Source organism: Nitrobacter sp. TKz-YC01, assembly GCF_047824785.1.
Taxonomy (GTDB): domain Bacteria; phylum Pseudomonadota; class Alphaproteobacteria; order Rhizobiales; family Xanthobacteraceae; genus Nitrobacter.
This window is the reverse complement of record NZ_CP181167.1, coordinates 2,855,530-2,868,817: the sequence shown is the minus strand read 5'-3', so window position 1 is coordinate 2,868,817 and position 13,288 is coordinate 2,855,530. Positions and strand designations below refer to the sequence as shown.

Sequence of the window (13,288 nt, the reverse complement as noted above, 5' to 3'; positions counted from 1 at the left end):
TGAAATGACACGAAGCGCCAAGGCTCCTACATCGCGCGCCTTGGCGCGCCGGAATTCAGTCGTATTCAACGAGATCGCGAACCTCAAAGGGTTTCGGCGGGCTCGTCGATGTCTTCGCCGCCGTGCCTGGTAAGATTTCGAAGTCGGGCGTGAACGGGACGAGAATGGCACGGAGCCGATCGAAACCGCTGCGGTCTCCCTCGAACCTGGCCTTGCCGGAGGCGATCAAATCATCGAACGACGCCCGACCCATCATGACCTGGTTGAGATCGGAGCGATTGGCGGTCACTGTCAGGCTCGGGTTCTTCGCCTGGACGCCCTTGATATTAGTGAGCGTCGCATTGCTCAACTCGATCGTATACTGCTCCCCGTTGTCCGGCGTCACGAGGTTGATGGTGAATTGCATCCCCTCGGCCTTCTTTGGGTCCATGCTTATAGCGATGAAATCAAGCCATTGCGCGGTCGACATCGCCCGCACCACGTCGGGGCCGGTGCTGCGCGGCGGAACACCTCCGGGCAGGCCGTTGCGCAGTTCGAAGGCACCCTGCAGGAAGCTGTTGCGCACGCTGGTGCTCTCCGCCTGGTAGCCGAGTTGCTCATAGGCATCGGCGAGGAGCCGTCGCGCCTGCTGGTTTTGCGGCTCTGCAAAGACCAGTTTGTTCAGGATTTCGGTGGCAAGCAGGTACTTGCCTTGCGCCAGCAGTTCCTCGCTCTTGGTTATGATCTTCGCCGACCCTCCCATCATCTCGACATACAGCGGCGCCGAATCCTTTGGCGAAAGCGGAATAAGGTTGACCGGATTGCCATCATAGTGGCCGAGGAAACGGTTGATCACCGCACGCGCGTTGTTCTGCACGTCGCCGTGGTAGCTGCGCACGGCCCACTGATCCCGCAAACTCTTCGGTACTTCATACACATTTTGAATCTCGTTGATTGTCACGCCCTGGTTGGCGTAGTGGAGCACCTGGTTGTTCAGGTTGGCGTAGGCATCGCGTTGTGCGCGCAGCACCTCCTGGATGCGGGCGTTTTCCCAGCGCGGCCAACTGTGTGACGCGAACATCACCTCGGCCTCCTGTCCGAATTTGTACAGGGCCTCGTTGATCTCCTTCGACCAGTTCAGCGCATTGCGCACCTGGGCGCCGCGCAACGTGTAGATATTGTGAATCGTGCCGGTGACGATCTCCGAAGTCCAGAGCGCCTTGAACTGAGGAAAATAGGTGTTCATCTCGACCGGGGCCTCGGTGTCGGAGGCGTTCTGGAACACCATCTTCACGCCATCGAGTGTAATCTCCTCGATGTTCTTGCTCACGAGCCGGTTCGGCGCGATCAGGCCGGTATTGCCGTTTGCCACATTCTTGCCGATCGCCTGGTCGACATGGCCAAAGGGGCTCCGCTGCAGCAACACCGCGTACTGCCACTGAGTGCGCCGCGACATCGCATTGCCGGAGAAGACGTTCTCGGCAATCGCCTCCGTCAGGAAGCCGTCCGGCGCGATCACCATCACCTTGCCGCTGGCGACGTCGGCCTCGTCGACCACGCCATGAACACCACCAAAGTGGTCGACATGTGAGTGCGAGTACACCACCCCGACGACCGGGCGCTTGCCGAGCTTGTCGTTGATGAACTGGAGCGCCGCCCGCGCGGTCTCCTGTGCGGTCAGCGGGTCGAAGACGATCCAACCGGTATCGCCCTTGATGAAGCTGATATTGGCAAGGTCGTAGCCGCGGACCTGGTAGATGCGGCCAGGGACGACTTCGTACAGGCCATAGGCCATGTTCAGAATGGCCTGTCGCTGCAGCGAAGGATGGATGCTTTCGAAATCCTTGCCAGTCAGGAGCCAGCCATAGCTCCCCATGTCCCACGCGACGTGGCCGGCATCAGCCATGATTTTCGTGTAGGGAGGCTCTGCGATGAACCTTCGCTTCGCCTCGTCGAAATCGCGCTTGTCGGCGAACGGAAGTTCGGCTTTCTGGCCATTGCGTAGTTCGATTGTAAACTTCGACGGTGGCTTTCCGAGCGGGTCAAAGTGCTGGGCTGTACTCGCCCCGCCGTCTGTTGGAAGCAACGAGGCGCTCGGGGTTTGGCCATGCGCGCCAAATGACAACAAACCGGCAAACAAGATCGGCAACCCGATTAGCAATTGAGTGCTTCTTGTCATTTGTACCCCGCTGATATTGAGACCATAACCTCAATTTAGAGGAACGGACACTCGAGTCCATACAGACATCACCTGACAAGCGTCGGGTTTAGATGGGCGCGGATATCCGTAAGGGGTCATTTGCGACCGGTTAAGCCAGCGGCAATTCCGGACATGGTCCGCTATGCCGCCGAAAGCGGAAGTAAATTCAGACCATTAGCGGCAAAGCTATAAGTCCTGGCGAGTTGATGGCAGCGACCGAGACGTGATTCATTCTCCGAAACCGGAGCCTCGAATCATGCGCTACGAACTCAGCGATTACGAATGGACCGCCGTCAAACCTATGCTGCCGAACAAACCGCGCGGTGTGCGGCGTGTAAATGACCGTCGCGTGCTCAACGGCATCTTTTGGGTTCTGAGTTCAGGTGCCCCTTGGCGCGACCTGCCGGCGAACTACGGTCCCCGCACCACTTGCTACAATCGCTTCGTTCGTTGGCGGCGGGCTGGCGTCTGGGATCGGATCATGGATGTATTGGCAGCCGGTCATGATCCGGCGGTGCAGATGATAGATACCTCCGTCGTGCGCGTGCACCAGCACGGAGCCTGTATCGCAGAAAACAATCAGCAGGATATGGGTCGCTCACGCGGTGGCCTCACCAGCAAGATTCATGCGATCGTTGACTCCAACGGTCTGCCGGTCCATCTCGCCCTCACGCCGGGTGAGGCGCACGACAACCGGCTGTGTTCGGTTCTTCTCAGTGCGTTGCTTCCACAAACGATGCTGCTCGCGGATCGGGGATACGACGCGGACTGGATCAGGGAGCTTGCCCGTCAGCAAGGCGCGTGGGCGAACATTCCGCCGAAACGAAATCGCAAAGACCCAATCTGCTTCAGCCCGTATCTGTATCGCGCGCGCAACTTGATCGAACGGTTCTTCAACAAGATCAAGCAGTGCGGCGCGTCGCGACCCGATATGACAAGCTCGCGGCCAACTATCTCGCCTTCGTCAAGCTTGCATCAATTCGCATTTGGCTGCGGGCTAATGAGTCCACGCCCTAATGTGCTTCCCGGTGAGAACCGTCTGTTTCGTCTGGATTATTGAACTCTGGCACACGATCGACTGGCGTGGCCCGCGCATCGAGAACACATATACTGAAGGAGAATATCAGATGCCGACCCTCTACACGATGCCTGGCACTTGTTCCTACGGGTCATTCCGCGGCGCATCACAATCCATCGTCGATCTCCAAAAATCAGATTTAGCTAGCGCTTGCTGATTTTGTCTTTGGACGACCTCACGGTCTGCCCTCTTCTTGAAACGTGCCTTCCGGGAATTCCAGAAGCGCTTCCGTCGCGACTCGGAAATGGCAGACCAAAAGGACGGTGTCGCTGGTCAAATCAGATCGAGACGGAGCGCTTCGAACTGACGATTCCATTCAAGCGGAAGCTCGCGCAGTTGTTCGAGACCGATACCACGTGGCAACCGACCTTCAACGGCAGCCTTGGTGAGTGCGGGAGAGAGGAAGGCTAACGACAGCATCATGTTGACATGGCGCAGGCTGCATCGTTCGCGCGTCGCGATTGCTTGGGCATCAGTTGATGAATCGGTGATGAGTTCGTCAAGCCAGTGCCGGCCGCGGGCAATCGCTGCGACCAGCGTGGCCCGTCGCTCCAGCTTCATCGGGCGGAGCGGAAGTTTTGCCGAGGTCGGGCGCAGGATTGACCGCGCTCGTTTGAATGGTGGCTTGGTCCACGGGATGACGATGGTGGAGTGGTCTTCTTCGGCGGGATTGTCCGGATCCTGCCTCAGCTGCACGACGAGACGGTTTTGCTGGACCTCGATCCGTTCGATCACCGAGCAGGCGTAGGTGTTATCGATGAGACCGGTAGCTTTGAGCTGCCGATGCTTCGGCTCCAGGACAACCTTGCGGACCTGGCCATCGATATCAGGGGCTGGGACACGAGAAACTGAACCAACCGCGGCGGTCGCTGCATTGCCGAACAGAAGAGGCCGTGAGACATAGTAGCTGTAGTGCCGACCTTTCTTCTGGGCCTGGGTCGGCGCCATGCGATAGCCGGCGTCGTCAAACATCAGACCGGTCAGGAGATGGCTGGAGGAGGTCCGGGTTCTGGTCTGATGACTGCGCTGGTCCGTGAGCATCGTTTGGACACGATCGAACAGGTCGCGATCGAGAATAGGAGGCTGCTCGCCCGGATAGATCTGCCCCTTGTAGTTGACCTCGCCAATGTAGAAGCGATTGCGCAGCAGGTGGAATAAAGCGCCACAGCCGAACGCAACTCCGCCCCGAGTTACGCCGGTCTTGAGGTGACGCCGCCTGCTGACGATGTTGCGGTCCTTAAGGTCGCGCATCAAGGCACGGACACTGCCAAGTTCGAGATAGCGGCCAAAGATGTGACGGACCCGTTCGGATTCTTCGGGGACGACGGTCACCTTGCCGTTCTCCATGACGTAGCCGAGGGGGAGGGGGCCTCCGACCCAGATACCCTTTTTCTTGGAGGCTGCCACCTTGTCGCGGATACGCTCCGAGGTGACTTCCCGTTCGAACTGGGCAAAGGACAGGAGAACGTTGAGGGTCAGGCGTCCCATGGACGTTGTGGTATTGAACTGCTGGGTGACCGAGACAAACGACACCCGATGGGCATCGAACAGCTCGACCAGTTTGGCGAAGTCGGCGAGCGAGCGGGTCAGACGATCGACCTTATAGACCACGATGACATCAATCTTGCGGGCCCGGATATCCTCGAGCAGACTCTGCAGCGCTGGCCGGTCGGTAGATCCGCCGGAGAAGCCGCCATCGTCATAGCGGGTCTTGACCTGCACCCAGCCGGCATGGGCCTGGCTTTTGATATAGGCACTGGAAGCTTCATACTGAGCATCCAGCGAGTTGAACTCCTGGTCGAGGCCGTTGTCGGTCGAGACCCGGGTATAGATCGCGCACCGGACGATCTCTCGGGCCAACGCTTTTCCCGCCCTCACGGCTCATCCTCCCCACTGACCGTGCTATCTCGCAGGCCAAAGAAGCGGGGCCCGCTCCAACGGGTACCGGTGATGGCGAAGGCGATCGCCGAAAGGCTGTCGTACCGTGCCCCGTCCCAAAGGAAGCCATCGTCAACGACGATCGCCCGCTGGGTGATGCCGTTCCATTCGCGGGACAGGATGGTGCCGGCCTTCAACTCGACCTGTCCCCGGTCGAAGGCCACGAGCTTGGCCATGACGGAGTCGGACGTCTCTTTCTCGCCGATCCGATCAAGGAACTGGCGAATTGCCGGATCGAGGTCGCCCGACTGATCTGCCTGTCGCCGATAGCTTACGATGGCGGTCTGGAGATGCTTCGGAAGATGCGTCAGTGCGGACCGGCTTGAGCGACGACCACGTGACTGCGGTCGCCGACCACCGAGATCGCGACGACGTGCGAGCCCGCTCCTCGAGGCTTCAGCCATCGTCAGGCCTGCTTCGCTGCAACGATGCGGTAGATGCGCTGATCGGCTTCAACGGCTGAGACCAACTCGAGCCCGAGCTTCTTGCGGACCACGCCGGCCAAGAATCCATGCACGGAATGCTGCTGCCAGCCTGACACTTCCACGAGCGCGGCAATGGTCGCACCAGCCGGGTGCCTCAGAAGATCGAGCAGTTTTGTTTGCTTGTTCGGTCGTTTGTTTGCTCCAGCAGCCGCGCTGACCACGCCACCCGCTCGAGCCGGGCTTGAAGGACGCGTTGGACGTCGCTTCGTCGGCTCGCTCACAGGACGAGGTGCTGTTCTTGCTGCCTTCGTTGTGGTGTGTGCCTCACCGCGTCGGCGGCGGATCGATGGTGGCTTCCGATTGCGGGATGACTTCTGCATAGGACCCTCCAAAATGATGCGACATCAGCGTCGTACCATCCGAGGCCCCGTCAGCCATGTTGCGCTGCGGGGCCGATCCAAGGGTCATCTCACGCCACAGCAATGCTCGCTTTGCCCGCGAATGCCAGTCCTTTCTGCAAGAATCTCAATGCTAATATCGAACATCTATAGGAGCAGGATCCGACCCAGCGCCATCAGTGTCAAGGATAAGACCAGCGACTGAAGGGCGCCGGCGTGAGGGCGGAATTCATTTCCGGAACGACCTGAGCCCCAGAACTTCCTCCAAAAATGGGAGAGTCCGTCACCTTGAGTGATCCGAGACCATTCTTTGGACCGCCGGAGGCTAGAGTTTCCGGCTTTGTCATGACGGCGAGCTGGGATCGCTGTCACGATTATGCAACGTCATCGGGGGTCTATTCCCGATCGCCCCATGCGGGCGTTCTTCGTTGTAGTATCTGCGCCAATCCTCCAATTTTGATCGTGCGTCGTCAAGGGTCAGGAACCAATGCGTGTTCAGACACTCCGCGCGGAAGCGTCCATTGAAGGCTTCGATGAACGCATTGTCAGTCGGTTTGCCAGGCCGACTGAAGTCGAGCGTGACACCATTGGAATAGGCCCACAGATCCAGATCGCGCGAGATGAACTCGGAGCCTTGATCGACGCGGATGGTCTTCGGATAACCAACTGCCGCGCAGGCGTGCTCCAGCGTTTGAACGACATTCTCGGCGCGGTAGCTGAAGCGCGGATCAAGCACCGGCGAGTACCGGGAGAATAAGTCGACAACGGTGAGCACCCGAATCTTGTTTCCCGTGGCGAGCTGATCGTGCACAAAGTCCATCGCCCAGGTTTCATTGGGATGCGTGGCATCTCTGCGATCATCGCGCAGCTTCGCCCTGACCCGTCGCTTCGGCGTTTTGTTGCGCAATTGCAGGCCTAACTCGCGATATATCCGTCGCGTCTTCTTCTGGTTGATTAGCCAGCCTTCGCGGCGCAGCAGCACATGCACGCGGCGGTAGCCATAGCGGAACCCGCGTCTGGCAGATCTCCTTGATCTTGCTTTCGAGGCTGGCCTGTCCGGGCCGGCGCGACTTGTAGTGATAGGTTGATCTGTCGACCTCGAGTATCTGGCACACCCGCCGGATCGAGACATCCCATTCACCGCGAACCGCGTCGACGAGCTTGCGCTGACGAACAGGCCTCAGATTTTTCGGCGGATGACGTCCTGCAACATCTCGCGATCCAGGCTGAGATCAGCGACCAGTTTTTTCAGCTTGCCATTCTCATCCTCAAGCTGCTTCAGCCGCCGTATCTCGGTCGGCAGCAAGCCGTCGTACTTCTTTCTCCAGTTGAATAGGTCGCCTGGCTGATCCCGGCCTTACGGCAAATATCGGCCACCGGCACCCCATCGGAACCCTGCTTCAGAATAAAGGCCTTCTGCGCGTCTGAAAACTTCGAGGCTTTCATCGCTCTCCGCTCCTCCCAGTCCGAGGAAATCCAGCGGAAAAACTCTAAACAAAAACGGTCCGATTTGACAGTCGCAGATCATGAGGGAGACGGAGATGAAGCAGTCGAGGTTCACGGAAGAACGGATCATTGCGATCCTGCGAGAACATGAAGCGGGTGCGAAGACGGGGGATGTCTAGCGCAAGCACGGGATCAGCAGCGCGGCGTTTACAATGGAAGGGCAAGTATGGTGGCCTGGACGTATCAGAGGCTCGACGCCTCCAAGTCCTGGCCGACGAGAATGCGAAACTGAAGAAGCTGTTGGCCGAGGCGATACTCGACAACGCCATGCTAAAATACCTCAATTCAAAAATGGTGATGCCCGTCGCAAGGCGGCAGGCCGTGGCTCAACTTTGTTCGATTTTGAGGTTAGCTTTGGCGGGCGTGTGAAGTGGTTAGGACTGATCGATCGTCGGTGCGTTATCTCGCCTTCGGCCTGATGACGCGACCATTCGCGTCCGTAACGGGACAAGTCGCTCCTCTTCGGTGCCTTTCTCAATCACCTGCTTGTTGACGTAGATGATGCCGGTAGACTTTTCGCCTTGCGGACTTGGCCTCCTGCCTCCTGGCATTGCTTTTACGTGAGCCATTCCGCGAGGGGATACTGCTTCTCCTGCCGCTCGTGCCAGAGCATGAGGACGTTCAGGCCGCCGTACGGCCTCTTGGTGACGGCGTTGATTGGGATGATGTCGCGCGCTTTCCTTGCTTCCAAGGTTGCAGCCAAACGGGCAAGCCTCCCTTCTCGATGTCTGCAATTATCTGGTTTGTGACGCGGTGTACAGGTCCTGAACTGACATGAGCGTTCTCCTTTGAAAAAAGTTCGCTCGTAATTGTACCGGGCTATTTCAGGAGGCCGTTTTCTAGCAGTTAGATCAACATGTGGGCGCGCGCGTCGGCTTGATGCGGGCGCGGGCGGAGAAAAAGCCGTCCAGTGGCTACCCTAATCTCTTTTTCGGGGTCGGCACGCAATGTGCCTTGAGGGCATCGCTGAGCATCAGCGACGCAGGGAAGGCTGTCACTCACGGGCAACAACTGTTATTCATATGTAACAGGAGAATCATCTATGACTGCACGTGTGCTGTCCATCACTGCCATTGCCCTTTGGCTTATTACCATTGCCGTCGCTGCATTCTTCTTCGTTCGGGGTCAGACGCAAGTGGCGTCCGACGGGCGCACGACTGTTCTGCTGGGATCGGATGAACGCAATCTCGTGCTCTCCGAAATGCGCGGTATGCTTGAGACCGTGCAGATTATCGTCGACGGGGTGAAGGAAGGCGACATGAAGCAGGTTGCGCAGGCGGCGCGCGCGAGCGGTATGGCAGCGGCCGCCGACGTCAATCTGGCACTGATGGCCAAGCTGCCACTCGAGTTCAAGCAGCTTGGGCTCAGCGTCCATAAGCGCTTCGATGAGATTGCTACCGCAGCCGACTCGGGTACGAGCCGCGAGCAGGTGCTAGCGACACTCAGCACGCAGTTGTCGGCCTGTGTTGCCTGCCATGCGAGCTATCGCTTCGACGCGGTGACGCCGGCGGCGAAGTGAGTGAAAACAAAGAAACAAGCCTGAGGGTTTTTGCTGCACTGATGCGGCGCGTCAGTGATTCACTCCGACCGGCTTTTTTCCGATTGGCTTTATGACAGGATGTTCCTGTTCAAATATTGGCGGTTGATCGAGAATTGGGCGATGCCGCTGCTCGATCTTGTAATACTGGGACAATCTGTTCAAGGACCGATCGCATCAGCCAAATATTGTTCGCATGACTATCAGCGGTTCTTGAAGGCGCACGGTGTCAATCGGCGTTGGAACGGGACCCTTGATCGGCGTCCAAAAGGGACCCCTTTGATCGGCGAGCTTTGCTGGTAGCGCTCGCAGCGTCGGAGCTGGCCGGGATTGCGGAGACGGTGCGAGCGCGGGTTGTTTGATCGTCGTCGCGGCTTTTGAATCTCCAGCTGTCGTTACCGGTCTCGACGATGTCACAGTGATGGGTCAGCCGGTCGAGCAGCGCAGTGGTCATCTTGGCATCGCCGAACACGCTGGGCCACTCTCCGAAGGAGAGGTTGGTGGTGACCTTCGACGACATCGCCGAGCAGCTTCCCAGGTTCATCGACGACGTTTACAATCAACGCCGCCTGCATTCCGCGCTCGGCTACATCAGCCCCGCCCAGTTCGAGGAGCAACATACCCGGCTCATGGTCCAGCACCAGGGGCCCACTCCAGATCCCTCGGCTCAGGGGGTAATAATGCAGGCCGAATAACAGTACGGCAGGCATAAATGCAACATTTTGGATTTAAATTGCCTATTTAAAGGCGTTCTAAACGTGGTTTGGTCGACAGCGCAAATTGCGATGCTAGGATGCTAGTTGTTTAGTCCCAAGCTTTGATGGAGCGGGTTAAGTCTGAATCGTTCTGGTTGGGAAGTCCAGCACTTGCAGATGTATTCGTAAGGTGTGAGACCCTTCAGGGTCTTCAGCCGCCGAGCGTAGTTGTAGGCGGTAATGAAGTCGGCAAGGTGAGCTTCGAGCTGATCGTGTCGGTCGTAGTGGTAGCGCTTGACGGTTGCTTCCTTGATCGTTCGGTTCATGCGTTCGACCTGACCATTAGTCCAGGGATGCTTGATTTTGGTCAGCCGATGCTCGATCCCGTTTTCCTGGCATCGCATATCGAACATATGCGTCACGTATCTTGCCGTCGGGCCATCCGCATAGCGTGGCGGGAAGGTGAACTGGATCCCATTGTCGGTGAGTACCGTGTGGATCTTGTAGGGGACGGCCGCGATCAGAGCTTCGAGGAAGGCCGAGGCCGAGGTCCTTCCCGTCTTCTTGACCAGTTGCACGAAGGCGAACTTGCTGGTGCGATCAATGGCGACATAGAGGTAGAGCTTGCCTTCAGCCGTCTGAAGCTCGGCAATATCGATGTGGAAATAACCGATCGGATAGGCCTTGAACTTCTTCTTCGAGGGCCTGTCGCCTTCAACCTCCGGCAATCGGCTGATGCCGTGGCGTTGGAGACAGCGATGCAGGGAGGACCGCGTCAGATGCGGGATGGTCGGCTGCAACGCATAGACGCAATCATCGAGTGGCAGCAGCGTGTGCCGCCGGAAAGCAACGATGATCGCCTCATCTTCAATGGAAAGGACAGTCGACTTGGCTTCCTTGGGGCCAGTCGGAAGATCGGTGACGGTCTCGCGCTGCTTCCACTTCGCGACCGTCTTCTGGTTGATCCCGTAGCGCTTGGCGAGACCTCTTAGGCTCTCTTGACTATTTTGTATTGCTCGACGGACTGCCTCCGTCGTCGTGGCGCAGCCGTGTAAAACTTGTCCCATAGCGCTTCCTTCGAATCGTGCGATAAGGATGCTCCATCAAAGCTTGGGACTAAACAGCTAGTGAGACATGCAGAGGTTCCGGATAAGCGGGCGACATGTTGGGCTGGTCACGATGCGTTTAGCGAATTTGATGTTGAGAACGAGTTTAAGATCCGTCTGTTTGGGAACTATCAGCATCGTCACATTGTCGATCGGTTTGCCGAATGAGGGACGTGCGCAGTCCGAGCTGCCAGCAGTGACGGTGGTCGCGCCGCATCAGCGGCCGGCGCGCCGGGCAAAACCTGCTCGGCATACGGCGCGCTCGGCGCAAACGAGCCGCGCGGCCGCGGCGCCTGTGCAACGGCAAGTTATTCGCCCGCAGAACAATGCCGGCGCCGGCAGCGAACGCGCAAAGGGGCATGTGGACGGCTATCTTGCGAATCTCAGCGCGACTGCGACCAAGACCGATACGCCGATCCTTGAGACACCTCAGTCGATTTCGGTTGTCACTCAAGACCAGATCACCGCGCAGGGCGTGCAGAGCATCAACGATGCCTTGCGCTACACGCCCGGCATCTCGCTTCAGAGTTTTGGCGCCAATACCTTCTTTGACTCCCTGAAGCTGCGGGGCTTCGATGCCCCGCGCTTTCTCGACGGGTTGCGATTGCCGAACGATGCCACGACATTTGCGGTGCCGCGCATTGAGCCCTATGGCCTCGAGCGGCTGGAGGTGCTGAAGGGGCCGTCGTCCGGGCTTTATGGTCAGTCCAATCCCGGCGGTCTCATCAACATGGTCAGCAAAAGGCCGACGGAATTGCCGCATTACGATGTCTTGGGCACTTTCGGTTCGTTCGGGCGCTTGCAAGGGGCGTTCGATATCGGCGGTCCTGCCGATCAGAACGGTGAGTTCCTCTATCGGCTCGTCGGTCTTGCTCGCGATTCCAACACGCAGACCGACTTCATGACGGACAACAAGATATTCTTTGCGCCAAGCCTGACTTGGCGGCCGACCGCCGACACCAGCCTTACGGTCCTGTCGCAGTACTCGAAGATCGACAACAAGGGCTATCAACAATACGTGCCGGGGCAGGTGTCGTTCCTGCCGAACCCCAACGGTCACATTCCCTACAGCCGCTATATCGGCGAGCCGGGCCCTGACCGCTTCACGCTGGAACAATGGGCGGTCGGCTACGAGTTCGAACACCGTTTCGACAACAACCTGCAATTCAGGCAGAACTTCCGGTACACCAACGTCGATAACAATCTTGCCTCTACCCGCAGCGAAGGAATGCTGAGCGACCGACTTGTCGCGCGCACCTATAACTATGTCCTCGCCAACGCCAGCAACTACACGCTCGACAACCATTTGCAGGCGGATTTCAGAACCGGCCCTCTCGTACACAAGGTCCTGGCCGGGTTCGACTACTTCAATATGTCGGCAAACACCGACTACCGTAGCGCTGGGATTGCGCCGATCGATGCTTATGCCCCGGTCTATGGCGCAGCAGTTCCGTCATTTGCCTCACTGTCGCCGTTCATCCTGCGCTCCGATAGCCAGAGTCAGGCCGGTCTCTATTTGCAGGACCAGATCAAGTGGGATCGCCTGACCCTCCAGTTTGGCGGACGGCAGGACTGGGTCAGCTCCGGGTTCACCAGCGCCGCGTTCTTTCCGCCGGCGGGGACCTACAGGACCCTCGATTCCGCGCAGACCGGACGCGTCGGCTTGAACTATCTGTTCGATTTCGGACTGGCACCCTACATCAATTACTCGACCTCGTTCACGCCGAACCTCGGCGCGGATCGCTTCGGCAATGTATTCAGGCCGACCACGGGCGAGGGCAAGGAGATCGGCGTCAAATACAAGCCGAACGGTATGAACCTCATGCTGAGTGCAGCTCTGTTCGATGTCAATCAGGACAACATCTTGACCGCCGACCCGCTCAATCCCTTTCTCAGCACCCAGACCGATGCGGCGCGCGTGCGCGGATTTGAGTTCGAGGCGCGTGGCAGCGTGACCCGGGAGTTCGAGGTGATCGCGGGATACAGTCACATGGATCCTCGGATAACCAGGAGCATTGCAGGCAATACCGGCAAGTATTTGCAGAACACGGCGCTCGATCAGGCCTCGCTGTGGGGCAAATACACCTGGTACAACGGGCCGCTAGCCGGATTTGGCGTCGGCGCGGGCGTGCGCTATGTTGGCGACAGCTATGGCGATGCTAGAAATACCTTCGTGGTTCCGCCCTACACCCTGTTCGACGCAACCGTGAGCTACGATCTCGCTTATCTGCGGCCGGATATGAAGGGCTGGAAAATGCAGGTCAACGCCACCAACCTCGCGGATCGTTTCTATGTCCAGTCTTGCCTGACTGGATTGGCATACTGCGCAATGGGCACGAGCCGCACCGTGCTTGGTACTCTGAGGTACAGCTGGAATGCGGATGATCCGCATCCCGCGCTGATCTCGAAGTGAGTTAGTGAGCTAG

Annotated in this window: 12 protein-coding genes and 3 pseudogenes; 5 read left to right on the top strand and 10 right to left on the bottom strand. The window is 58.3% G+C overall.

Going from position 1 to position 13,288, the window contains the following annotated elements; translation table 11 throughout:
- Positions 1-55: 55 nt before the first annotated feature.
- Positions 56-2,065, bottom strand: a complete 2,010-nt coding sequence (locus tag ACMYR2_RS13750; RefSeq protein WP_416193132.1) for an alkyl/aryl-sulfatase — start codon at positions 2,063-2,065, stop codon at positions 56-58.
- 370 nt (positions 2,066-2,435) lie between these two features.
- On the opposite strand from ACMYR2_RS13750, the gene ACMYR2_RS13745 reads away from it, so the two are divergent.
- Positions 2,436-3,196 (top strand): IS5 family transposase gene (locus ACMYR2_RS13745; RefSeq protein ID WP_416193131.1). Its coding sequence is split into 2 segments (ribosomal slippage): positions 2,436-3,093 and positions 3,093-3,196, totalling 762 coding nucleotides; the frame shifts between segments, so codons are not numbered across the junction.
- 334 nt (positions 3,197-3,530) lie between these two features.
- On the opposite strand, the gene ACMYR2_RS13740 is transcribed toward ACMYR2_RS13745, so the two are convergent.
- From ACMYR2_RS13740 to ACMYR2_RS13715, 6 genes and pseudogenes are all read right to left on the bottom strand, one after another.
- Complete coding sequence (locus ACMYR2_RS13740; protein WP_416193130.1) at positions 3,531-5,135, bottom strand: recombinase family protein; 1,605 nt, start codon at positions 5,133-5,135, stop codon at positions 3,531-3,533.
- The gene (locus ACMYR2_RS13735) at positions 5,132-5,599 is read right to left on the bottom strand and encodes a DUF2924 domain-containing protein (protein ID WP_416193129.1); all 468 of its coding nucleotides are present in this window, start codon (positions 5,597-5,599) and stop codon (positions 5,132-5,134) included. Before ACMYR2_RS13735 ends, ACMYR2_RS13740 begins: the two co-directional genes overlap by 4 nt.
- Positions 5,600-5,601: 2 nt before the next feature.
- Positions 5,602-5,841 (bottom strand): DUF3489 domain-containing protein, encoded by a 240-nt coding sequence (locus ACMYR2_RS13730; RefSeq protein WP_416193128.1) that lies wholly within the window; start codon positions 5,839-5,841, stop codon positions 5,602-5,604.
- A 103-nt stretch (positions 5,842-5,944) separates the two neighbouring features.
- On the bottom strand, positions 5,945-6,088 hold the full coding sequence (locus ACMYR2_RS13725) for a hypothetical protein (RefSeq protein ID WP_416193127.1): 144 nt from the start codon (positions 6,086-6,088) through the stop codon (positions 5,945-5,947).
- A gap of 273 nt (positions 6,089-6,361) precedes the next feature.
- On the bottom strand, positions 6,362-7,150 hold the full coding sequence (locus ACMYR2_RS13720) for an IS3 family transposase (RefSeq protein WP_416193126.1): 789 nt from the start codon (positions 7,148-7,150) through the stop codon (positions 6,362-6,364).
- Between the two features lie 48 nt (positions 7,151-7,198).
- Positions 7,199-7,464, bottom strand: a pseudogene (locus tag ACMYR2_RS13715) (transposase).
- A gap of 95 nt (positions 7,465-7,559) precedes the next feature.
- Between ACMYR2_RS13715 and ACMYR2_RS13710 the strand changes: the two are divergent.
- Positions 7,560-7,965 (top strand): annotated as a pseudogene (locus ACMYR2_RS13710) (transposase); the annotation flags it as partial.
- A gap of 115 nt (positions 7,966-8,080) precedes the next feature.
- Here the strand turns inward: ACMYR2_RS13710 and ACMYR2_RS13705 are convergent.
- A complete protein-coding gene (locus ACMYR2_RS13705; RefSeq protein WP_416193125.1) occupies positions 8,081-8,215 on the bottom strand; it encodes an ArdC-like ssDNA-binding domain-containing protein in 135 nt (44 codons plus the stop codon).
- A gap of 351 nt (positions 8,216-8,566) precedes the next feature.
- On the opposite strand from ACMYR2_RS13705, the gene ACMYR2_RS13700 reads away from it, so the two are divergent.
- Positions 8,567-9,043, top strand: a complete 477-nt coding sequence (locus ACMYR2_RS13700) for a hypothetical protein (RefSeq protein ID WP_416193124.1) — start codon at positions 8,567-8,569, stop codon at positions 9,041-9,043.
- Between the two features lie 247 nt (positions 9,044-9,290).
- On the opposite strand, the pseudogene ACMYR2_RS13695 reads toward ACMYR2_RS13700, so the two are convergent.
- Positions 9,291-9,569, bottom strand: a pseudogene (locus ACMYR2_RS13695) (ATP-binding protein); the annotation flags it as partial.
- On the opposite strand from ACMYR2_RS13695, the gene ACMYR2_RS13690 reads away from it, so the two are divergent.
- Positions 9,508-9,756 (top strand): IS3 family transposase, encoded by a 249-nt coding sequence (locus ACMYR2_RS13690; RefSeq protein WP_416193123.1) that lies wholly within the window; start codon positions 9,508-9,510, stop codon positions 9,754-9,756. The pseudogene ACMYR2_RS13695 and the gene ACMYR2_RS13690 sit on opposite strands and share 62 nt — an antisense overlap.
- A 101-nt stretch (positions 9,757-9,857) precedes the next feature.
- Here the strand turns inward: ACMYR2_RS13690 and ACMYR2_RS13685 are convergent, their stop codons facing one another.
- A complete protein-coding gene (locus tag ACMYR2_RS13685; protein ID WP_416193122.1) occupies positions 9,858-10,823 on the bottom strand; it encodes an IS481 family transposase in 966 nt (321 codons plus the stop codon).
- A gap of 160 nt (positions 10,824-10,983) precedes the next feature.
- On the opposite strand from ACMYR2_RS13685, the gene ACMYR2_RS13680 reads away from it, so the two are divergent.
- A complete protein-coding gene (locus ACMYR2_RS13680) occupies positions 10,984-13,275 on the top strand; it encodes a TonB-dependent siderophore receptor (RefSeq protein WP_416193121.1) in 2,292 nt (763 codons plus the stop codon).
- Positions 13,276-13,288 lie beyond the last annotated feature (13 nt).

What these genes read in the sequence shown, in the direction of transcription:
- ACMYR2_RS13735 (WP_416193129.1), bottom strand. Translation starts at nt 5,599, where the DNA reads ATGGCTGAAGCCTCGAGGAGCGGGCTCGCACGTCGTCGCGATCTCGGT.
- ACMYR2_RS13725 (WP_416193127.1), bottom strand. Translation starts at nt 6,088, where the DNA reads ATGACCCTTGGATCGGCCCCGCAGCGCAACATGGCTGACGGGGCCTCG.
- ACMYR2_RS13720 (WP_416193126.1), bottom strand. Translation starts at nt 7,150, where the DNA reads ATGTCTCGATCCGGCGGGTGTGCCAGATACTCGAGGTCGACAGATCAA.
- ACMYR2_RS13700 (WP_416193124.1), top strand. Translation starts at nt 8,567, where the DNA reads ATGACTGCACGTGTGCTGTCCATCACTGCCATTGCCCTTTGGCTTATT.
- ACMYR2_RS13685 (WP_416193122.1), bottom strand. Translation starts at nt 10,823, where the DNA reads ATGGGACAAGTTTTACACGGCTGCGCCACGACGACGGAGGCAGTCCGT.